Here is a 19,842-nt window from a genome sequence, read left to right on the forward strand (position 1 = left end):
CAACCATCGGTTGTCGGCCTCGCGCGCCGGTTGTTGGATCAGCGGGCGGCCACCGGTGTTGCATCCTCGGCATGCAAAGACTGATTCCCACCGGGGACGCGACGCGACCGGTCGCCTTCGCCGAGGCCCCCCAGCCCGTCCCGGAGCCGGACGAGGCACTGGTCAAGGTCGACGCGTTCGCACCGAACCGCGGCGAGACCTTCCTCCTCGAACACCCCAGGCCCGGCTGGCTGCCCGGCAAGGACATCGCGGGCCTCGTCGTCCAGGCCGCGGCGGACGGCTCCGGCCCCGGCACCGGCACCCGCGTCGTCGGGCATCCGGCCCAGGGCGGCTGGGCCGAGTACGCGGCCGTGCCCACCCACTCCCTCGCGGTGCTCCCGGACACCATCGACAGCGCCCGGGCGGCGGCCCTGCCGCTCGCCGGGATCACCGCCCTGCGCCTGCTGCGCACGGCGGGCTCCCTGGCCGGGCAGCGGGTCCTGCTGACCGGCGCCTCGGGCGGCGTCGGCCACTACGTCACCGAGCTGGCCGTCGGGGCCGGAGCGGAGCTGACCGCGGTGACGGCCACGCCGCAGCGCGGCGAGCGGCTCACGGCACTGGGCGCACGGGTGGTGCACGACGTCACCGAGGCCGAAGGGCCGTTCGACGTCGTACTGGAGTCCACGGGCGGCACCGCCCTGCCGGCCGCACTGTCCAGGATGCGCCCCGGCGGCACCCTCGTCTGGTTCGGCCAGGCCAGCCGCACCCCGGTCACCCTCGACTTCTTCGACCTGCTGAACGGGCCCGAACGCGTCACGATCCGGCACTTCCACTACGCGGGTGCCCCCTACGGCCCCGACCTGGCGGCACTGGTGCGCCTGGTGGAACAAGGCCGGCTGCACCCCGAGACCGGCCGGACCGCAGACTGGACGCGGACCGCAGACACACTGGTCGACCTGCGAGAACGCCGCATCCGAGGCAAAGCCGTCCTGCTGACCGGAGGAACCGCACGATGAACGCCCACGAGTTCGCAGCCGCCCAGTGGACACGCGCCACCGGCGCGGGAGTCGACCCCCACGAGTACCGGCGCGTCACCGACGCCCTCACGTCCGTCGACGACTGGGGACCGGCCCTCGCCCGCACCGCGCACACCCACCTCACGCGCGCCGACCGGGCGGCCTCGTCCGTGTCCGCGGGTGAACACCTGCTGATGGCGGCCCGGTGGTTCCACCTCGCCACGCTCGCGCCCCACGCGCGGGCGGGCCGTGCCGCCGCGGCCGCGGACGAGGCCCTGGGCCGGGCCCTCGGCCTGCTGGAGCCCGGTGCGCGACGCGTGAGCGGCGACGGCTTCGCCGGCTGGCTGCGAGGCCCGGACGACGCGCCCGCCACCGTGGTCGTCGTCCCCGGACTGGACTCGGCCAAGGAGGAGTTCCTCGACCTGGCGTCCGCGCTGCTGGCCAGGGGCCTGGCCGTGTTCGCGGTGGACGGCCCGGGCCAGGGCGTCCTCGCGGACGCGACGACCCTCCAGCCGGAGTACGAGCAGGTCGTCAGCCGGGTCGTCGACGCGCTCGGCGCCGCACGCGTCGGCCTCGTCGGCCTCAGCCTGGGCGGCTACTTCGCCGCCCGCGCCGCGGCCCTGGAGCCGCGGGTGGCGGCGGTCGCCACCGTCAGCGGGCCCTTCCGCCTCGACTGGGAGGAACTGCCCGCGCCGGTGCGGGACATCATGACCCGCCGCACCGGGGGCGCCGACGCCGCCCGCGCCTTCGCACGGCACGTGGACCTCTCCGCCCTGGCACCGCGGATCACGGCCCCCCTGCTGGTCGTGGACGGAGAGGCGGACGTCATCCCCGGCGTCACGAACGGCGAACCCCTGGCCCGCCTGGCACCGCACGGCACCCACCTCTGCGTGCCGCACGGCGACCACCTCCTCGGCAACGTCCGCACCGACTGGCTGCCCCACCTCGCCGACCACTTCACGCGCACCCTGACCGCGACGGGGACCTGAACCGCCCGACCGGGCAGGTCCGTCAGCCGGCCGTCCCGCCGGCGTTGCGGATCAGCTGCCGGAGCACCTTCACGGCGGTGGCGCAGTCCGCCTCACCGGGACGTCACAGCACCCGGCGCATGCAGGCCCGCGGCCACCGGTCCAAGCCGTGGGCCGCTTCGAGCTCGCGGATCTGCCGCAGACCGGGAGTGAGGCCGCCGTCGTCCATGAGCCGGAAACCGCAGCGTGCGTAGTAGGGAGCGTTCCACGGCACCCGGGTGAACGTGGTGAGGGTCAGGGCGGGTGCCCCCTCGCCCGAGGCGTGGTCCGCCAGATGCTCCAGCAACAGCCGGCCGACACCGCGACGCGAGCTGCGGGGGTGCACCGAGACCTGCTCGACGTGGAGGTTGCCGTCGACCCGGTCGGCGATCAGGTAGGCGGCCGGCGCGTCGGCGTCGTCGGCCGCGACCCAGGCCAGCCCGGCGTGGTGGTAGCGGGCGAGTTCACCGAGAGGGAGTGGTTCGTCGTCGGCGATCTCCGGCATGCCGATGTCCCAGAAGCACTGCCCGGCGGCCCTCTCGATGTCCTGGAGGAGCGGCAGCTCGTCCGGGCGTACGGCTCTTATGCGCATGCCCGCATTCTCCCCGGCACGCCGAACGGCGCGCCACCGATCAAGGAGCCGATGACACGGAACGCCCCTCCCGGGGGAGGGGCGCTCTGGTGTGGCGACGAGCCCCTGACCATCGCGGCACGTATCCGCCGAAGTCGGCTGGAGCGCGCCCACGCCGACCTCGCGTGCGAGGAGCTGAGCGGCCGGTCCGTTCAGGCGGTCGCGGCTCGCTGGGGCTTCCAGAGCGCCACCGGGTTCAGCCGGGCGTTCCGCGAGGCCCACGAGGTCACCCTTCCCGCTTCTGCCACATCCGCCAGTACTGGCCGGTGTAGTTCCCACAGGGGTTGAGCACCAGGCCGAGGTCGAGGGCCGGGGGGCCGTTCGTGTCCAGGCACAGCCCGCTGGCCGGGTTGCCGAACCGCCCGGTGGCGGCGTCGTGGCGCCATTGCTGGCCGCTGAAGTCGCCGCACGGGTTGAGCACTGCCGTGACCCCGCCGGCGGGCTTCCCGTCCGTGTCGAGACACAGGCCACTGGGAGTGTTCGTGAGCCGCATGCGCGTCTCGTCGTGGCGCCAGATCTGACCGCTGAAATTCCCGCACGCGCGGAGCACCACGTCGAGCCCGGGCCGCTGCGGGCCGTTGGTGTCGACGCACAGCCCGCTGTGGGTGTTGGTGATCGAGCCCGCCAGCGCCGGAGGTGACGGCGCCGTCGGCCCGGGGGCAGCGGACGCGGGTCTCGTCCCCGAAGCGGCGGGCGGCGCTGACGTGTTCCGCGGCGAGGACGGGGCCGTGCTCGCCGCCCGGCTCGAAGGAGCGGTCGTCCCCGATGCCGTCGTGCGGCCTTTGCCGGGCAGTACCGCCCACAGGATCCCGGCCGTCACGAGGAGCGCCAGCACCGCCGCGGCAGCGGTCCGTGCGGCGCGCCGCTTCGGTACCGCCGCCTCCGGCATCCGCCACGCCGTGGCGAGCACCGTGCCGACGGCCTCGGTGTCGAGGTCCGCCCCGGGACCCTCGCCGCCGGTCAGCTCGCAGAGCAGGCGCGCCGGAGCGGGGCGCCGCTCGGGTGACCGTGCCAGGGCCGACGTCAGCAGCGCCCTGAGGCGGGAGGGGACACCGTCCAGATCGGGTTCTTCGTGCAGGACCCGGTAGAGCACCACGTCGGCCGGTCCGGTGCCGAAGGGGGGCCGCCCGGTGGTGGCGTAGGCGACGGTCAGCGCCCACGCGAACACGTCGGCCGGAGGCCCGGCCTGTCCGCGAACCTGCTCCGGCGCCATGTAGCCCACGGTGCCGACCGCGACACCGGTGCGGGTCAGCGCCGTCGCGTCGGCGGCCTGCGCGATGCCGAAATCGATGACCTTCGGGCCCTGCTCCGACAGCAGGACGTTCCCGGGCTTGAGATCCCGGTGGACGACGCCGGCCCGGTGGATCGCCACGAGCGCCTCGGCGAGACCGACGGCGAACAACCGCGCCATGTCACCGCGCAGCGGCCCGTGTTCACCGACGTACTCCGACAGCGTCGGGCCCTGGACGTACTCCATGACGACGTACGGGGTGCTCGCCTCGACCTCGACCGCCAGCACCCTTGCCGTGCACGCGCCCTGCACGCGCAGCAACGTCGCGGCCTCACGCCGGAACCGCGCCCGGAACCCGGCGTCCGAGGCGAGGTCCTCGCGCAGCCGTTTGAGGGCTACCAGCCGGCCGTCAGGACCTTGTGCCAGGTAGACGACACCCATACCGCCCGCGCCCAGCCGGCCGACGAGCGTCAGCTCGCCGATCCGCTCCGGGTCCCCCGCCCGCAGCCCGCTCAAACTCACCTGTTCCTCCTGGAACGCAGGGTCGTCGCGGACCGCGGGCGCCCCGCGGGCCTCGGCCGGCCCGCCGTACCCCCCGATCCGGCTCAGGCCCAGGATGCAGCAGACACGTCCGCCGCGTCCTCGGCTTCCCAGCGCAGCAGGTCGCCCGGCTGACAAGCGAGTACCTCGCAGAGCGCGGCGAGGGTCGAGAAGCGCACCGCCTTGGCGCGGCCGTTCTTGAGCACGGCGAGGTTGGCGGGGGTGATCCCGACGCGGTCCGCGAGCTCGCCCACGGACATCTTCCGCCTGGCCAGCATCACGTCGATGTCGACGACGATCGGCATCAGATCACCTCGTCCAGCTCCGCCTGCATGTGCGCTGCCTGGACGTCGCGCGCCACGGCCTGGGCGAGCAGCATCCGCAGCACCAGCACGATGAGCGCGACACCGATGATCCCGATGCCGATCCCGCCGAGGAACAGGACCCCGGGCGGCTCCATCTGCGGGCCCGCCACCAGGAAGACCGAGAACACCAGCAGGTCCGCCGCCACGAACGCGCCGATCACGGCGTCCACGTACCGGAACGCGGCATGGGAGAACACGGTGCCGCGCCGGACCATCGCCACGAGCCGCCAGACGCAGACGAGGACGGCCTGGACCGTCACGGCTCCCAGGATCACGATCACGCGGAGCGGGGTCAGCGGGAGCGTCCCCTCCTCCGGGTCCGCGGCCAACGCCCACACCATCAACGCCTGCACGAACACCGTGCCGGCGAGCATCACCACGAGCACCGCGCGCAGGGCATGCACCGTCAGCTTTCCCATGGCCCCTCCTTCTATCGAATCACGATGTGAATCTATCGAATTTCAATAGGTCAGGCAAGGTGGCCCGGCCCCGCGTCAGTCGGTGGTGCGCGGCCCGACGGCCGTCGTGGGCTGGGCGGCGCGACCGCGCCCGCGATGCGCTCGGCGAACTCGCCGTCCAGGGCCCCGACTGGACGGCCGGCCTGCTGCGGTGGCTGCGCGGCGAGGGCGACATGCGAACGGCGTCCCCGGTGGGCGCCGCCGCGTACGTGAGGGCCCGGCGGCGCGGCCGGGAGCGCCGCGGGCCCGTCCAACCGGTCCGTGATCGACTCGGTGCTCCAGCACGCCGACGGGCCCGGCGAGCTGCTCGCCCACTGGACCTCGGCCTACGGGCGGAGCGTGCCGCGGCCCGTGAAGCGCGGCGTCGCCGACGCCGTACGCCGGCTGTACTCGCTCCGACCAGTTGCCGACCCGGCACCGGGAGCTGAGGGGGGCGGCCGCGGACGAGCGGCGCGCGGCGGTGACCGGGCCGGGCGGCTCCGAGCGGCTCGCCGAGGCGGGCATGACGTGGGAGGCCCTGGCGGGCCGGCTCCACGGACCGATGGACGCCGCCTTCCACAGCCTGGGCGGCGCCGACACCACGAAGGCGGTGCGGACCCCCTACCGGGACGACCGGGTCCTGATCGTCACCGACGAGCAGGCGGCGCCCCACGGCCCCGCAGGGCCGGCGGAACCGGTCCCGGCCGACGTCCCGGTCTACACGTGGAACCTCGCGGGATACCGGCCGGCCCACGGCCCCGCGGGCCCCCACCGCCACACTCCGGCGGCCTCACGGACGCCGCCTTCCGGACGGCCGGCCTCATCGAAGCCGGCCGCGCGTCCGCATGGCCGTGGAACACGGGGCCGGCCTGATCCGCAGGACGCGGCCGGGGCCCCCGGCCGCGCTTGCGGACCGGGCCGACGTCACTCCATGTCCAGGTAGTACAGCCCTGCCTTGGCGTCGGCGAAGAGGGTGAACTCGACCTGGGGCGTGCCGGGATCCTCGCCGTCGCCGGGGTCGACTTCCACGGGTTCGGCGCCCACGAGCACGAACTCGTCGTACTCGTCGAAGTCGCCGGGAGTGCCGGCGACGCCGATGCTGATCGGGGCGTCGTCAGGCACATCGGCCAGGGCGGAGCGCAGCTGCCTCGCGGTCCAGACCGCGGGAGCGTGATCGAACGTGTCTGCCATGCGCCGAGGGTAGTGACGGCTCCTCCCACGTTGGAACATGCCACGCCGGATGCCACGGGCCCGGTCCTGCGTCTTGCGTACCGGCTCCGGTCAGACCCACTCGTAGTTGGTGTCGTCCAAGGGGGGAAGCAGGGCCGATCCGGTGTCGACGCCTTCGGCGAGCCCGAGATCGGCGATGGGCACGGGCGGGAAGAGGGCGAGGTCCCGGGTCCGGTCGAAGGGCAGCCAGACGACTTCCCCGCGGCCAACCGCGTCGTCGTCCTCGAACGCCCTCAGCTTCGGACGGACTCCTGGACTCAGGCGGACCTGGTAGACGAGGTGGAGCTTGCGCGGGGGTGTGGAGCCGGGCCGGCTCACCATGGCATCCAGCAGCCACATGAAGCGCGGCGCCTCCGCGAGGTCCTGCGCAGTCAGCCCGAGCTCCTCCCGGAGCTCTCGCCGCAGGGCGTCGGGCAGCGGCTCGGCGGGCTCCACGTTGCCGCCCGGCAGGGAATAGTGGGCCGTCCCCCGGCTGTTCGTGCGCCGGATCAGCGCCACGTCCCGCCCGTCCACCACCAAGCCCGCGACACGGATCTTGATCTGGTGGAACGCGGCCGGATCGCCGTTCGCCATCTGTCATTCCCCTCGTGGTGCGGGAGCACGGGTCTCAAGGCCGTCGAGGATAAGGCCGAGGAGCATCCGAGTCGCTCTCCTCCGGCACCTTCGACCCCGAAGAGGCCGCGGTGGAGCGGGAATCCCTTCTCGCCGGCGGCGGCTTCGAGGAACCCGGCGATGCCGGTGAACCCCGTGCCGTCGCCGGCCAGGACGATCGCGGATGTGCCGTGTTCGCGGTCTCGCCCCGGCTGTCCGGCACACCGGCCGGGGCCGAGCCGTCCGCGTTGAACGACGCCGCCGTCTCGTGGGCCGCGCAGCGTGCGGAGGACGGCGAGGTGGTCGAGACGGAGACCGCCGAAACGATCCTGAGCGCCCTGGCCGCCTTCGCCGGCACGGCCCGGCACCGGGGCCAGGGCGTCTCCTGCTGGGTCGCGTAGGCGAGCCCCTCAGCCGTGGACGGCAGAGGGGAGCTCGGCTCCCAGGGCGTCAGGTCCGGCTGCCGGTGAGGTGACGGGGACGGCGGGCGGGGCGGCGGCGGCTTCAGGGGCGGGCGCGGCCACCGGGGCGGCGATCGCGGCGGCGATGGCGAGGACGGCGACGGCGCGCAGGGTCCACTTCAGCACAATGGGGCTCCGATCCGGATGTGTGACGGTGACGGTGACGGTGACGGCAATGCGTACGTCTTGATCGTCGCCCGCGGCCCGGTCGCCGGGGATCCTCCGCAGGTCGCGACTGTGCCTCCCCCGCACGGGGGAGACAGGAGGACATGCGGCGCAGCCGGCCCATCCGGGCGCTGCCTGGTCTTGCGTACTCCGTCGGGCCCCCGGGCCCCGTGCCCTTGGCCCCGTGGGGAAGGCAACCTCCAGGGGCGACCCCGTGCCGCGCTGAACCGGCCCGGGTGACGGGCGTGCGCGGGCGGCAGCCGTCGGACGGGGGCAGGGGCGGATGCCGTGAGGCACCCGCCCTCCAGCCGATAGATTGTCGGAGGTCCACCCAGGCCGGGCCGGGCCGCTGTCGAGGAGGACGACCTGAACGAACCGCGGAGCAGGGCCCGATGACCAGCCCGCCGTACACGATCCGACTGTCCCCGCATGCCGCGAAGGTGCTCACCACCCTGCCCGAGCACGCCGAGGAGACGGCCTGGGACATCCTGGACGCCGCGTCCGCCGGACCGTGGGGTTTCCACCAGTGGGACATCGGCGACCCCGACGGCGAGGACGTACGCATCGCCTCCGCCGACGCGCTGTCCGTCGTCTACTGGATCAACCGGCCACTGCGCCGCCTGTCGGTCCTGGACATCGTCTGGCTCGGGTAGCGACCCCCCGCCCCGGCGGCTCCGCTACGGACGCCTTGCCGGAACCGGCCGGAGCCCGGGCCAGCGAGCGAGAACGCGTCGGCGCATGGCCGCGCTGAGGCCGCCCAAGCCGCCGAGCGCGCTGTGGCCGGCCGCCATCTCGCCGACGACACCGAGCCGGTGGACGAGCCGCTGCCGGGCCGTCGCCGTGCCCCACGTCCAGTCGCGGTGCGGAATGCGGGCCAGGTGGTCGGCGCCCTCGCGGCGGGCCCGCTCGACCAGCCCGTCGCCGCGGAGCAGCCAGCCGGCGCACGCGTCAGTGAGGTCACCCGGGGCCTCGGAGCCGGTCGCGGTGCGCCACGCGTCGCGGTACGCGCTCTCGGCCCGTTGCAGCAGCGGCTCCGAGGCCGAAGTGACACACCAGCAGGTCGGGAAGCCGATGCGCAGATAGGCGAGCTCCATCAAGCCGTCGCCCAGTGAGGCCTGCTCGAAGTCGACGAACCTGACCCCCGTGGCGGTGTGGAGGTCGTTGCCGGGACAGGGGTCCCCATGGAGAAGGGCGTGCCCGCCCGCCCGGCCGAGCCGCTCCACGAGGTCGTGGAGCTCACCGGCTACGTGAGGCATGACGGGAACGTCCAGAGCGACGGCCAGCCGCAGGAAGGCGTCGACATCCGCCCGGCCAGGCCCTTGCCACCGCGGAAGCGCCCCGACGTCCTCCGGACACGCGGTCGCGTGCAGCCGCGCCAACGCGCCCGCGTAACCCACGATCCAGTCCCCGGCCGGGGGCCGGTGCTCCACATGCTCCAGCACCAGCACCCGTTCGCCGGGATCGGTGGCCAGCAGCGCGGGCACCACGGGAGTTTCCCCCCGGGCGGCGAGCCGCAGCGCCGTCACCTCGCGGGCGTAGCGCTCATCGGCATCAGGACCGTCGACGACCTGCTTCACCACCACCGTCGCGTCCGGCAACACGACGCGCCACACACGCGACCGAGGGCTGCTGCCCAGCCTGCGGGAGCGTCCGGGTGTCCCCAGCTCCGCCCGCAGCTCGTTCCCGAACGGCAGTCGTGGCCACATGCGTTCATCCTTCCGTCCGACCGTGGACCATCAGCCGGGCGATGCGCCGCGAACCGGCGGAACCGACCGAGCCGGTAATGGTCCAACCCACTGCGCACCCCTATACTTCAGTGGATGCAGTCCATAACGATCAGGCGTGCCGTCGCGCAGGACGCGGAGCGCCTCACCTCACTGATCCAGCAGTCCGATGCCTACCGGGGGCAGTACGCCTCGATCATCTCCGGTTACCGGGTCACCCCCGAATACGTGGCCCGGCACCGGGTCTTCGTGGCCGTCGGCACAACCGGCCGGACGATGGGCTTCTACTCCCTCGTCCTGGAGCCGCCGGAGTTGGACCTGGCCTTCGTCGCGGACGAGGCGCAAGGACTGGGGGTGGGCCGACTCCTGATCGGGCACATGGTGGGTCAGGCAGCGGAAGCCGGGCTGACCGGTGTGCGCGTCGTGTCCCATCCGCCCGCGGAGCGGTTCTACCTGCGCCTGGGCGCGGAGCGAGTGGGGACGATCGCCCCGACACCGCCGAAAGTTCCCTGGGAGCGTCCGGAGCTGAGGTTCACCATCCCCCGCGGGGCACCGTCGGCCACGGCTGCTCCTTGACGCTCCGCTACGAGGACGCACGATCTCCTCGTAGCGGACCACCCCCGGAAACGGCGTCGCACCCGGCGGGGCGGGGTTGCCGCCGTACCGGGTGCGTGCGCCGCAGCGCGGGAGGATCATCCCCAGTCGGAGTCCGGCGGCTGGATCAGTGAACGGGCGGACACGACGGGGACGTCGGTCTGCTGCTCCACCTCTCCCAAGGCTGCGATTCCCCAATTGGTGCCGGCCGGCTCACTGGCCGTCGCGACACCACTGAGTCCGGTGACCGCGAGGATCGCGAGCAGCACGGCGGTGATGGTTGACCGGATGTTGATCGATGTCAAGGTGTTCCTCCCTTGGCCGGCCCGGCCCCCGCGGACGATGCGGGCAGCGGGGCCTTCTCCGCACCACGGGCCCTGTGGCACGGGATCAAGCCTGTACCGGGTCAGGGGCGCGATCAACCTTCGCGATACTGCGTCCACCCGCAGTTCAGGAAGAGGAAGACAGATCTGATGACGGAACGGGAAATATCCGCCGCCCCCGACACCTCCCGGTTGACCGCGGTGGAACTGCGCACCTACCGCAGGGCCCTGCGGGGCGAGGAACTGCCCGACGAGGAGCCGGGACTCGCCTCGCTCCTCGCGCGGGACATCCTCTTCCCCAATACCCACGAACCCGGCAGGTACGTCCCCGCCCCGTCCCGCTACCTGGAGACGCAGCTCACCGACGCCGTCCTCAAGGCGCTCACCGGCGTCACCGCGGCCCTGGCCGCCGTCCCCGCACACGTACGCGAGCTCGAAGCCGAGCAGCAGCGCTACCACCACAGCCCCGGCCCGGTCGGGACGCTCCTGCTCCGCACCGTTCCGGAGGTCAACGCGGAGACGATACGCACCATCCAGTCCGCCGAGTCCGAGATCCTCACCGCACAGCCCGGCCACCGCAAACCGCAGGTCCTCAAGGGCGCGCTGCCGCGGGACCTGCAGGCGGCCCAGCGCGGGGTGACCGTACGGACGATCTACCGGACCAGCGGACGGACCAACCCGACGCAGCGGGACTGGGTCGCCACCATGACGCGGGCCGGCGCCCAGGTCCGCACCCTCGGCGAAGACTTCCTGCGGTTAATCATCGTGGACCGCAAGCACGCCTTCTTCGAGGTCTACGGCGACGACGGCACCGTCCAGCAGGCGGCCGCCTGGTACACCCAGGACCGCGGCGTGTGCGCCGTGCTGGCCGCGCACTTCTGGCAGCAGTGGGAGCGGGCCGACCCGTGGCTGCCGGGCGAAGCCGAGGCAAGCGCGGGGAAGGGCGACGAAGGCACCAAGACCTCGAAGATCCAGCGCACGATCGTACGCGGCATCGTGGCCGGCAAGAGCCACCGGCAGATCGGGGAGAACCTCGGGCTGAGCGAGCGCACCGTGACGGCCCAGGTCTCGAAGCTGCGCGAGGCGCTGGGCCTGGAGACGGTGCCCCAGCTGACGTTCTGGTGGGCGACGTCTCCGGAGCGACTGCTCCCGTAGGGCGGCACGCCGGGCCGGCGATCCCGGCGGCAGACACGTCGCGACCCCGCGAAACGGCGAGTTCAAGCCAAAACGTGCCGGAGGACCGGCAGGGGCAGACGCGCGGCCCGAGCCCGTCAGCCGCGTACGTGCAGCCCGAAACCCGTGCGGCCCGCGGGCTCCAGACCCTCCTTCAGGTGCAGCGAGGGGATCTCGTAGTCGCCGGAGTTCTGCCGCCGGAACGCGATCGGCTCGGTCGACTCCAGGGTCAGCAGGCGCTGCTCCCAGGCCCCGGCGGCCTCCGCGTAGGCCTCGTCGCCCATCCGGTCGGTGCCGTGCAGCACGAACGGCGGCAGGACCTCGATGCCCGGGTAGTAGAGGATGCCGTGGTGGATCGGGAACAGCAGGTCCTCGATGGGGCCGTTGACGCCCCGGGCCGAGTAATGCGACTCCGGGCCGCCGACGGTCACCGACAGCAGCGCCCTGCGGCCCGCCAGGGTGCCTTCACCGAAACGCTCGCCGTACTTGGTGTCGCTGTGCTCGCCGACCCCGTACGCGAAGCGGTACGTGAACACCCGGTCCACCCAGCCCTTGAGGATCGCGGGCATCGAGTACCACCACAGCGGGAACTGGAAGATGACCGTGTCCGCCCACAGCAGCTTCTCCTGCTCGGCCAGGACGTCCGGGGTGAGCGTCCCGGCCTCGAAGGCCCGGCCCGAGTCCAGGGGCACCCTCAGCGGACTCGAGGCGTGGGGGCCGTAGTCGGAGGCGTCCACGACCGCCTTCCAGTTCATCGCGTACAGATCACTCACCCGCACCTCGTGCCCGGCGCCCTCCAACGTGGACACCGCGAGGTCCTTCAGCGAGCCGTTGAGCGACTTCGGCTCCGGGTGGGCGTGGACGATCAGCGTCTTCACGGGAACTCCTTCGGATCGGATGCCCCCATCCTGGGCGCCGCGGCGCCCGGTGTTCAGGGACGGCCCTTCCATCGGACCGGCCGTCCTGGGAACGGCAGTACCACCCTCGCGCGCACGACCGGGGCCATACTGGAGGGCATGGACGATCTTGCGGGCTTCCTGCGGACCCGGCGTACCCGGGTCGCCCCGGCCGCCGTCGGCATACCCGCCGACAGCCGCCGCCGTGTCGAAGGGCTGCGCCGCGAAGAGGTGGCGCACCTGTCCGGGGTCAGCGTCGACTACTACGTACGCCTGGAGCAGGGCCGCGCCACCCAGCCCTCCGAGCAGGTCCTCGACGCGCTCGCCCGCGTCCTCGGCCTCGACGAGACCGAACGCGGGCACCTCTACCGGCTCGCCCGGCAGCGCCGGCGCCGCGCCAAGGCGCCGGGCGGGCGGGTCCGGCCGGAACTGCTGCGCGTCCTCGGCCTGGTCGCCGGCGCACCCGCGCTGATCATGGACCACCGCCTGGACGTGCTCGCCGGGAACCGCCTCGCCGGGCACGTCTTCGGCCGGCCCCTGCCGGGCCTGAACATCGCCCGGCACCTCTTCCTGGAGGAGGCCGAGGGCGGCCTCTACGCGGACTGGGAGCAGTGCACCCTCGACGTGGTCGGGCACCTGCGCCTGGCCGCCGGCCAGCACCCCGAGGACCCCCGCCTGGCCTCCCTCATCGGGGAACTCGCGATGGGCAGCGAGCGCTTCCGCCGCCTCTGGGCCCGCGCGGACGTGCGCGCCCGCACGCATGGGCGCAAGGTCTACCGCCACCCGCTGGTCGGACTGCTGGAACTGCACCAGGAGAACTTCGCGCTGCCTGGCGAACCGGGCAGGGAGCTGCTGGTGCTGTCCGCGGCCCCCGGCAGCCCGGCCGAAGACGGTCTGCGCCTGCTCGCGGGCCTGGACGCGGCCGGTCCGGACGCCCACCCCTGACAGCCGCGCTACGCCTTCAGGCAGCGGTCGAGGAGGGCGTGCATACGGGGGACGGGCAGGGACGGATTGGCCGCGGCGCCCTCCGCGGTGCGGGGGCCGGCGAGGAGGGCCTCCAGCGCTTGCGGACCCAGGCTCGGGTTGGCGGCGGCTGCCCGGCACACCGACTCGTCGGGGTCGTCCACCGGAGGCTCTGGCAGGGCGGGATCGGCCGCGGCCAGGGCGCGCACCTCGGGGTCCGGGTGTCCGATGAGGTGGGTCCGGCCGGTGCGGGGGAACGCGGGCAGCGTCAGCAGGTGCGGACGGTGGGCCGGGCGGGCGGCGAAGACGTCCAGCAGAAGGCGCGGCGGAGCCAGCGGATGGCGGCAGGCCAGCCGGATCCGCACCTCCTCGTCATCGTCCCGCGCGAGCGCCCCGACGAGTTCCGCGGGCAGGCCGGGCCAACTCGCCGCGACCCGGCGCAGTACCGGCTCCCCGGACACGGCGCAGGCGGCGAACCAGTCGGGGCCGGGCTCGGTGTCCGGCTCGATGATCGGGCAGGTGCAGTCCGGGCCGTGCCCGATGACCTCGTGGATCGCCCGGTGCTCGGCCCACGTGCGGGGGAAGGGGTGCAGGCGCGCGCGCATCCGCACGCCCTGGTTCGGGTCCTCGGCCAGCTCGGCGACCAGCTCCGGCCCCAGGCCGGGCCGGGCGGCGACGATCTCCCGGATCTCCGCCTCGGGGTGGCGGGCGAGCCGGGCGACGGCACCGGCCGGGGTGTGGCGGTTCCAGGCCAGGGGCCGCACCGTGCCGTCCGCGAAACACCGCTCGACGAGCGCGGGGGACAGGGCGCACGTGCCGAGCACGTGGGGCCGGCTGAGGGAGCCGATGGACGGCAGCTCGGCCTCCACCCGCTCCGGGTCCAGCACCCAGCTCTGCTCCCGCGCAGCTTCCCGCACGGCGGGATCGGGGTCGTCGAGCAGCGCCGCCCGCTCCGCCGGAGTGAGCGACTGCCACCTCCAGGTGGCCCGTGCCCGGAGCTCCGGGTGCTCGTGCCCGGCCATGGAGCGGTGGAAGGACAGCGGGATCTGCCGGGACCAGCCGAGCTGCTCGATGATCTCGTTCTCGGTGAGCATGCCGTCCTCGCCCCCGTCCCGGGCGGTCAGGAGGGTGACGAGGATGTCGTCCGGCAGCGGCCGGACCCGCCGGGGGCGGGGGCGGGGGCCGCCGGCGAGCCGCCAGCGGACGATCCCCGACGGGTCCGTCGCCAACGGGGCGAGCCGCGCCGGGTCGACGTACCGGTTGCCGGCGAGCGCGAGGCGGGCCGCCCCGGCCGGGTGGCGCAAGACCGCGTCGATGACGGCGCCGGGCAGGTCACGGCCCTCGCACATCAGCAGCGCGGCCTGACCGGGCGCCCGGTCCACCAGCCGTATCAGCACGTCGGAGGGCGCCGCGGGATTGAAGGCGATCCCGCGGAGCCAGGGTTCACACAGAGCATCGGACACCGCGTCATCCTGCCACCTTCCGCCGGCCCCTGCCGGGCACGCTGGTGGACCGTCACCGCATCGACCTGGCCGAACCCGTAGCGGGCCAGGACCGCCTCTCCGGCCGGCACGACTCCCGCCTCGGCTTCCGGGGCGGCAGCCCGGCGCATTTCGACGGTGCGTCAGACGACGGTGCCGAGGGAGGTCCGGCCACCTCCCGTGTCACCGCCGTTGAAGAGGTAGACCATCGCGCTGTCGCCGGTTCCCGAGAGGAAGCAGCCGGCATGGGTGTCGCCGTCGAAGTCGGCGAACCGCACCTTGCTCTGCGTCGTGGTCAGGCCGGTCGCGATCTGCCCGAGGGACGCCCAGCCGCCGTGCTGGTCACCGCCGCGGTTCAGGCAGACGTCGACGGCGCCGCTGTCACACCGGATGCCGCACGCGACTCATGACGTACATCGACGCGTCGCCGGGCAGGACCGGGCCGGAGACCGGAGCGTTCATGCCCGCGTGGTCGAGAACGACGCCGACGGGTTCCTTCCGGGCCGGGAGGAAAATACGAGTGCGGCCGGGACCCGTCCCGGTTATCTTGCCTCGTCCTGAACAGGCCCCGGGAGGTCCCACACCATGAGCAGTGCCACGTCGTCGTTGCCCGAGCGGATCGAGCTGTCGGGGGAGGGGCTCGTCCTGCGCGACTGGACGGACGCGGACCTGGCCGCGATGCCGGGGCTGTTCGACCACCCCGACATCGCGTACTGGACGCCGATCGTGTCGCCCTTCGACGAGGCGGCCGCCCACGCACGGCTGGCCCGGGACCGGCAGCTGCGGAAGGACGGCACGACCATCCTGCTCGCCATCACCCTCGACGGCGGTGCGCCGCTCGGCGAGATCATGCTGCGGCGCGCCCCCGAGGGCATGGAGATCGGCTACGCGGTCGGCCCGGCGCACCGCGGCCGGGGACTGGCGGCACGGGCGGTGAGGGTGATGGCCGCGTACGCGTTCGAGCAGATGGGTGCGGAACAGGTGATCCTGGAACTGGAGGCCGAGAACGCCGCCAGTGTCGCCGTGGCGGAGAAGGCGGGCTTCGCGCTGCTCGACGTGCCGCTGATCACGGGTGAGGAGAAGGGCCGGCCGTTCGTCCTGCAGACGTGGGGCCTGGACCGCCCCTCGTGATCGGCACGGGTCGTACCGGTAGTGCCGGCCGGTCCGACTCGTCTCGGCGGTGCCAGGGCGGGCGGCGACGGCGGCGGGCCCGTGAGGCTTTCCCCCGCCCGAGGTGTGCCCTGCGGGGAATCGCGTCACCATGGCTGAGGGGCCGAGCCGGGAGTGACGGACGTGGACGAATCGCGCAGGGCCTGGTTCATGATCGGCGGCATGATCGCCGTCGTGCTCTTGAACCTCGTCGCCATCATCCTGATGAACACCCTCGGACGCTGACCGGGGGAGCGGCGACGGGCGGTGCCGGTCCTGCGGCCGCCGACGGTCGTAGGGCCGAGCCCGTTCCGGAGGAGGTTTTCCGATGTGACGCGGGCGGCGGCGACCGGGGAACGGCGGTCAGACCGAAGCGCCGTCGGCAGGCGAGGGCACCGCGGACGGGCGCAGGACCATGTACGAGTCCTCCAGCGCCGCCACCATGGCGAAGGGGAACCGGTCGAGTTCCAGGCAGAGCGCGACGTCATCGGGATGGGATCCCTGGCGTATGCCCTCCGCCAGTTCGGCGGCGGCGCGCGACTCCGCGGCGCGGCGGAGGAAGCCGGCCGCGTCCGCTCCGGCCCCGGTGGCCCTCCGGGCGATGTACTGAGCGCACGCCAGATCCTCCTCGGCACGCCCGTCCTCGCCGGTGACCACGAACGTGACGCTGCCGCACCCGCGTGCGCGCAGCAGCCGCGCCGTCGCCTCCGCCACCACGAAGCCGGCGCACAGCACCAGCGACGCGTCCTTGACCGCGAGGGCACCGACCGTCCCCGCCGTGGTCTTCTGCACGACGGTCCGTCCGCGCAGGTCGGCGGACCGAAGCAGGCCCGGCGAGTTGACGGCGTCGAACCCGGCCGCCGGCGGACCGTCCTTGAGCGCCACCCAGTCCGGGTGGCGAGCCTTGAGCTCCAGGGCCTCGTCCAGCGACTCGGCGAGAACGATCCTTTCCGCTCCCCGGGCGAAGGCCCAGGCGGCCACCGTGAAGGCACGCATGACGTCGACCACGACCGCCGCGGACGGTGCTCCGGTCAGTTCGGAGATACCAAGGAAACGAGCGTCCATCCGGCCATGATCGCGCAAGCCCGGCCCGAAGCACCCAGACAGTGTCATGCGTCACATGGGCGAACCGAACGGACGGCTCCTGCCTCCCGCGGTCCGGCGGACCCGGGGGCACGAGCCGTCACGGCCGGGGAGCGGGACAGCCGTCTCAGGCGAATCCCCTGCTCCCGCAATTCCGGAACGCCCGGGAATTCCCTACTGCTTCTTGAAGGACCGGATCTGGTAGTTGCCCATCAGATTTCCGCCCGCGCCACCCGGCGTGGATCCCACGCGTGCGTTGTAATTGGTCTGGGTGTAGTACTGGACCCGGTTGTTCTTTCCGTTCCAGACGGAGCGGACATTGATTCCCCGCTGGATGAAACCGCAGTTGTCCGCCGTGTTCGCCCTCTGGGCACCGGACCACTCGCAGCGCTCTCCGCCGCCGTTCCAGTCGCTGTAGATGCAGAAGTTCCCGGAGTTGCAGGTGTACGCCGCGGGCTGGCTCTCGGTGGCGGCGGCGAAGGGTGCCGCGGCGAGGGCGAGGGCGATGGACAGGCCGGCAGCGGCCAAGGAACTCACTCGGCGCATGACAGAGGTACCCCTTTTGGCAATCGGACCGGGGCGGTGCCCCGGAGAAAGGACGGGGAAGCGCGGCAGTGGCCCGGAAAGAATGACCGATCCGTCCCGGGCCTCACCAAGCATGGGGTGCGTGCCTGAGCCCGGCGAGGCATTTTCGCGTCAGGCGATGGCGGGATGTCTGAATGCGCGGGTTTTGCTCCCGCGCGCCCTGGCTGCGACCTGGCCGCGGTTCGGTGCGCCGCCGCCCGGCCCGGTCCGGGTGAACTTGTACGTCGGATGGCGGCGGGGCCGGTGGCAGGAGTGGCCGTCGGCCCGGGCACACCGGAGGCTCGTTGCGGGGGACGAGCACGAGGGAAGGAGCGCAGCCGATGCCGCAAGCCGAAGAGGAGAAGGAAGGCCTCACCGCACGTCCCGTCGGAACGGCGGACAGGAGCCGGAGCATGGCCGGGCACCTGAAGGCCGTGATCACCCGGACCAATCTGCTTCCCGCGTTCCTGGTTCTCACGGTGATGATGGTGGCCCTGTGGCTCACGGGCATGCCGTTTCTGCAGGCCCTGACGGTCGCCACCGGGGTGAAGATCGCGTTGGCCCTTCTCGAACTCCGCCGGTTGCCCGATCCTTCCGGGAGCTGATGCGTACGCCACCACCGCCCGCCGGCAGCCCTCCCCGCACCGGACGCCCATCCGGGACAGCCGGCCCCTCGCGCCAACGGGTCGGGCACCCGCCCGCGTTGGTGGTCAACCGGAACGCCCTTAGATTGACCCGGAGTCCTTGTGCGCGGGTCACCGGACGGGTAGGCCGGCCGGCGGAGGAGGGGGAGCAAGCACGTGCAACACGTAGTAGTCCTGGGCGGAAGCATCGCGGGGCTCGCCGCGACACGCGCCCTGCGCGGTCAGGGCGTGAAGGTCACCATCGTCGAGCCCGACGGCCTCGCCACGAGGGGGCCGCGAGGCGGTGTGCCGCAGGGCGGGCAGCTCCACGCGCTGCTCGACATGGGCCGGACACAGGCGGAACGCTGGTTTCCCGGTCTGTCGAAGGACCTGGTGGCAGAGGGCGCGGTCCTCGGGTCGGGCAGTGAGATCCAGCTCTTCGAGAACGGAACACGCAAGATCAGCGTTCCCGGCAACGAGCTGATCGGTGTGAGCCGCACCCTCCTCGAAGACCACATCCGCCGACGGACCGTCCTGGACGACGGCGCCTGCGTGATGGCGGGCAGGGCGTGCGGCCTGGACATCCGGAACGGACGGGTGGCCGGCGTCCGCGTACGCACCGCGGACTCGGCCGACGTGACGGTGGTGCCCGCCGACGCGGTCGTCGACGCCACCGGCCGGTCGAGCAGGCTGACGTCCTGGCTGCGGGCGCAAGGGTGGCCGGAACCTCCGGTCGACCGCATGCGGATCGACCTGGGCTACGCCACTGCCCGCTTCCGCCGCGGCGGGGAACTGCCCGGAGTGAGCGTGGCACACCAACTGCCCGCCGCAGCTGCCGTCGGCGCCGTGGAACAGCCCGATACGGGGGCCATGGCCGCGGTGGAGGGCGGTCAGTGGATGGCGGTCGTCGTCGCCTACGCCGGGAAGCGCCCTTCCCGTGACCCCGCGGAGTTCCTGCGGCGGATGCGGGAGATGGAAGCCGGTCCGTTCGGCGTCGTGGCCGACCGGTGCGCGATGATCGGCGAGGTCGAGACGTACAGCATGTCGCATTCGCTGCGACGCAATTGGTGGGCGCTGGACCGTCTGCCGGGCGGCCTGTTCGTGGCGGGTGACGCCGTGGCCTCCTTCAACCCCGTGTACGGGCAGGGGATGACCAGCGCCTTCCTGCACGCGTCCTGCCTGGCCGCGTACCTGCGCAAGGGAGCGGACCTCCACGCGCCGGCCCATGCCTACTTCCGGCACGTCAGGGTCGTCGTGGACGCGGCATGGGAGGTCTCGACCCTCTCCGACCTGGCACAGCCGCACGTGACGGGTCCGTATCCGCGTGGATACCGGGTGGCCAGGAAGATGGCGGACTGGATGGCCCGGGCCTCCACGACGGACGCGTGGGTGAACGGCCGGTTCCTCGACGTCGTCAACATGCGGCGGCGGCCGGCGGATCTGCGGACACCGGAGTTCTGGTGGCGCGTCGCGATGGCGCTGCGAGCGCAGCGCGGACGACGTCCCTAAGGGCTGTCCCGTGATCCCCGGTGGATCGGCGCGCGGCGTCGGATGCGGTGCGTCGCAAGGCGGAGGGGCGCCCCCGTACTGGGCGTATTCGGGCGTTCCGACAACGC

General features: G+C 73.0%; 24 protein-coding genes and 2 pseudogenes. 12 read left to right on the top strand and 14 right to left on the bottom strand.

Annotation, left to right across the window (positions count from 1 at the left end; genetic code table 11):
• The first annotated feature begins 71 nt into the window (after positions 1–71).
• Both ACZ7IF_RS27940 and ACZ7IF_RS27945 read left to right on the top strand, forming a co-directional pair.
• Positions 72–995 carry a zinc-binding dehydrogenase gene (locus ACZ7IF_RS27940; protein ID WP_470976664.1) on the top strand — a complete coding sequence of 308 codons (924 nt, stop codon included), beginning with the start codon at positions 72–74 and terminating at the stop codon, positions 993–995.
• Positions 992–1,984, top strand: coding sequence for an alpha/beta hydrolase family protein (locus ACZ7IF_RS27945; RefSeq protein ID WP_470976667.1), 993 nt, complete (start codon positions 992–994; stop codon positions 1,982–1,984). Before ACZ7IF_RS27940 ends, ACZ7IF_RS27945 begins: the two co-directional genes overlap by 4 nt.
• 103 nt (positions 1,985–2,087) lie before the next feature.
• On the opposite strand, the gene ACZ7IF_RS27950 is transcribed toward ACZ7IF_RS27945, so the two are convergent.
• The gene (locus ACZ7IF_RS27950; RefSeq protein ID WP_470976670.1) at positions 2,088–2,594 is read right to left on the bottom strand and encodes a GNAT family N-acetyltransferase; all 507 of its coding nucleotides are present in this window, start codon (positions 2,592–2,594) and stop codon (positions 2,088–2,090) included.
• A 93-nt stretch (positions 2,595–2,687) separates the two neighbouring features.
• On the opposite strand from ACZ7IF_RS27950, the pseudogene ACZ7IF_RS27955 reads away from it, so the two are divergent.
• Positions 2,688–2,921, top strand: a pseudogene (locus ACZ7IF_RS27955) (helix-turn-helix domain-containing protein); the annotation flags it as partial.
• On the opposite strand, the gene ACZ7IF_RS27960 reads toward ACZ7IF_RS27955, so the two are convergent.
• From ACZ7IF_RS27960 to ACZ7IF_RS27970, 3 genes are all read right to left on the bottom strand, one after another.
• Complete coding sequence (locus ACZ7IF_RS27960) at positions 2,860–4,386, bottom strand: serine/threonine protein kinase (protein ID WP_470976673.1); 1,527 nt, start codon at positions 4,384–4,386, stop codon at positions 2,860–2,862. The pseudogene ACZ7IF_RS27955 and the gene ACZ7IF_RS27960 overlap by 62 nt on opposite strands.
• 83 nt (positions 4,387–4,469) lie before the next feature.
• Entirely contained in the window at positions 4,470–4,709 is a 240-nt protein-coding gene (locus ACZ7IF_RS27965) for a helix-turn-helix domain-containing protein (protein WP_470976675.1), read from the bottom strand.
• Positions 4,709–5,188 carry a DUF2975 domain-containing protein gene (locus ACZ7IF_RS27970; protein WP_470976677.1) on the bottom strand — a complete coding sequence of 160 codons (480 nt, stop codon included), beginning with the start codon at positions 5,186–5,188 and terminating at the stop codon, positions 4,709–4,711. Before ACZ7IF_RS27970 ends, ACZ7IF_RS27965 begins: the two co-directional genes overlap by 1 nt.
• A gap of 104 nt (positions 5,189–5,292) precedes the next feature.
• Between ACZ7IF_RS27970 and ACZ7IF_RS27975 the strand changes: the two are divergent.
• Positions 5,293–6,079, top strand: a pseudogene (locus ACZ7IF_RS27975) (hypothetical protein); the annotation flags it as partial.
• A 51-nt stretch (positions 6,080–6,130) separates the two neighbouring features.
• On the opposite strand, the gene ACZ7IF_RS27980 reads toward ACZ7IF_RS27975, so the two are convergent.
• Both ACZ7IF_RS27980 and ACZ7IF_RS27985 read right to left on the bottom strand, forming a co-directional pair.
• Entirely contained in the window at positions 6,131–6,397 is a 267-nt protein-coding gene (locus tag ACZ7IF_RS27980) for a DUF6225 family protein (RefSeq protein WP_125817431.1), read from the bottom strand.
• Positions 6,398–6,487: 90 nt separating this feature from the next.
• Positions 6,488–7,009, bottom strand: coding sequence for an NUDIX hydrolase (locus tag ACZ7IF_RS27985; protein ID WP_470976680.1), 522 nt, complete (start codon positions 7,007–7,009; stop codon positions 6,488–6,490).
• Between the two features lie 110 nt (positions 7,010–7,119).
• Between ACZ7IF_RS27985 and ACZ7IF_RS27990 the strand changes: the two genes are divergently transcribed.
• Positions 7,120–7,428, top strand: a complete 309-nt coding sequence (locus ACZ7IF_RS27990) for a hypothetical protein (RefSeq protein ID WP_470976683.1) — start codon at positions 7,120–7,122, stop codon at positions 7,426–7,428.
• A 9-nt stretch (positions 7,429–7,437) separates the two neighbouring features.
• Here the strand turns inward: ACZ7IF_RS27990 and ACZ7IF_RS27995 are convergent, their stop codons facing one another.
• Entirely contained in the window at positions 7,438–7,614 is a 177-nt protein-coding gene (locus ACZ7IF_RS27995; RefSeq protein ID WP_470976686.1) for a hypothetical protein, read from the bottom strand.
• Between the two features lie 431 nt (positions 7,615–8,045).
• Here ACZ7IF_RS27995 and ACZ7IF_RS28000 point away from each other — a divergent pair, with 431 nt between their 5' ends.
• Positions 8,046–8,306, top strand: a complete 261-nt coding sequence (locus ACZ7IF_RS28000; protein ID WP_470976689.1) for a hypothetical protein — start codon at positions 8,046–8,048, stop codon at positions 8,304–8,306.
• Between the two features lie 24 nt (positions 8,307–8,330).
• On the opposite strand, the gene ACZ7IF_RS28005 is transcribed toward ACZ7IF_RS28000, so the two are convergent.
• A complete protein-coding gene (locus tag ACZ7IF_RS28005) occupies positions 8,331–9,359 on the bottom strand; it encodes a phosphotransferase family protein (protein WP_470976692.1) in 1,029 nt (342 codons plus the stop codon).
• A gap of 114 nt (positions 9,360–9,473) precedes the next feature.
• Here ACZ7IF_RS28005 and ACZ7IF_RS28010 point away from each other — a divergent pair, with 114 nt between their 5' ends.
• Positions 9,474–9,953 (top strand): GNAT family N-acetyltransferase, encoded by a 480-nt coding sequence (locus tag ACZ7IF_RS28010; RefSeq protein WP_470976695.1) that lies wholly within the window; start codon positions 9,474–9,476, stop codon positions 9,951–9,953.
• 116 nt (positions 9,954–10,069) lie between these two features.
• On the opposite strand, the gene ACZ7IF_RS28015 is transcribed toward ACZ7IF_RS28010, so the two are convergent.
• Positions 10,070–10,276, bottom strand: a complete 207-nt coding sequence (locus ACZ7IF_RS28015) for a hypothetical protein (RefSeq protein ID WP_470976697.1) — start codon at positions 10,274–10,276, stop codon at positions 10,070–10,072.
• Between the two features lie 168 nt (positions 10,277–10,444).
• Here ACZ7IF_RS28015 and ACZ7IF_RS28020 point away from each other — a divergent pair, with 168 nt between their 5' ends.
• Complete coding sequence (locus ACZ7IF_RS28020; RefSeq protein ID WP_470976700.1) at positions 10,445–11,449, top strand: LuxR C-terminal-related transcriptional regulator; 1,005 nt, start codon at positions 10,445–10,447, stop codon at positions 11,447–11,449.
• A gap of 116 nt (positions 11,450–11,565) precedes the next feature.
• Here ACZ7IF_RS28020 and ACZ7IF_RS28025 read toward each other — a convergent pair whose 3' ends face one another.
• Positions 11,566–12,345, bottom strand: a complete 780-nt coding sequence (locus ACZ7IF_RS28025; protein ID WP_470976703.1) for an NAD(P)H-dependent oxidoreductase — start codon at positions 12,343–12,345, stop codon at positions 11,566–11,568.
• Between the two features lie 138 nt (positions 12,346–12,483).
• Between ACZ7IF_RS28025 and ACZ7IF_RS28030 the strand changes: the two genes are divergently transcribed.
• Positions 12,484–13,308 carry a helix-turn-helix transcriptional regulator gene (locus ACZ7IF_RS28030; RefSeq protein ID WP_470976706.1) on the top strand — a complete coding sequence of 275 codons (825 nt, stop codon included), beginning with the start codon at positions 12,484–12,486 and terminating at the stop codon, positions 13,306–13,308.
• Between the two features lie 8 nt (positions 13,309–13,316).
• Here ACZ7IF_RS28030 and ACZ7IF_RS28035 read toward each other — a convergent pair whose 3' ends face one another.
• Positions 13,317–14,789 carry a hypothetical protein gene (locus ACZ7IF_RS28035; protein WP_470976709.1) on the bottom strand — a complete coding sequence of 491 codons (1,473 nt, stop codon included), beginning with the start codon at positions 14,787–14,789 and terminating at the stop codon, positions 13,317–13,319.
• Between the two features lie 161 nt (positions 14,790–14,950).
• Complete coding sequence (locus ACZ7IF_RS28040) at positions 14,951–15,085, bottom strand: hypothetical protein (protein WP_470976712.1); 135 nt, start codon at positions 15,083–15,085, stop codon at positions 14,951–14,953.
• Positions 15,086–15,392: 307 nt separating this feature from the next.
• Here ACZ7IF_RS28040 and ACZ7IF_RS28045 point away from each other — a divergent pair, with 307 nt between their 5' ends.
• Positions 15,393–15,938 (top strand): GNAT family N-acetyltransferase, encoded by a 546-nt coding sequence (locus ACZ7IF_RS28045; protein WP_470976715.1) that lies wholly within the window; start codon positions 15,393–15,395, stop codon positions 15,936–15,938.
• Positions 15,939–16,319: 381 nt separating this feature from the next.
• On the opposite strand, the gene ACZ7IF_RS28050 is transcribed toward ACZ7IF_RS28045, so the two are convergent.
• The gene (locus ACZ7IF_RS28050; protein WP_470976718.1) at positions 16,320–17,021 is read right to left on the bottom strand and encodes a 2-phosphosulfolactate phosphatase; all 702 of its coding nucleotides are present in this window, start codon (positions 17,019–17,021) and stop codon (positions 16,320–16,322) included.
• Between the two features lie 192 nt (positions 17,022–17,213).
• Positions 17,214–17,585 (bottom strand): peptidase inhibitor family I36 protein, encoded by a 372-nt coding sequence (locus ACZ7IF_RS28055; protein WP_470976721.1) that lies wholly within the window; start codon positions 17,583–17,585, stop codon positions 17,214–17,216.
• A gap of 359 nt (positions 17,586–17,944) precedes the next feature.
• Here ACZ7IF_RS28055 and ACZ7IF_RS28060 point away from each other — a divergent pair, with 359 nt between their 5' ends.
• Together ACZ7IF_RS28060 and ACZ7IF_RS28065 are read left to right on the top strand one after the other, a co-directional pair.
• Complete coding sequence (locus tag ACZ7IF_RS28060) at positions 17,945–18,208, top strand: hypothetical protein (protein ID WP_470976723.1); 264 nt, start codon at positions 17,945–17,947, stop codon at positions 18,206–18,208.
• 195 nt (positions 18,209–18,403) lie between these two features.
• Entirely contained in the window at positions 18,404–19,735 is a 1,332-nt protein-coding gene (locus tag ACZ7IF_RS28065; RefSeq protein WP_470976726.1) for an FAD-dependent oxidoreductase, read from the top strand.
• The last annotated feature ends 107 nt before the right edge of the window (positions 19,736–19,842 follow it).

Source organism: Streptomyces sp. NPDC037421, from assembly GCF_055602105.1.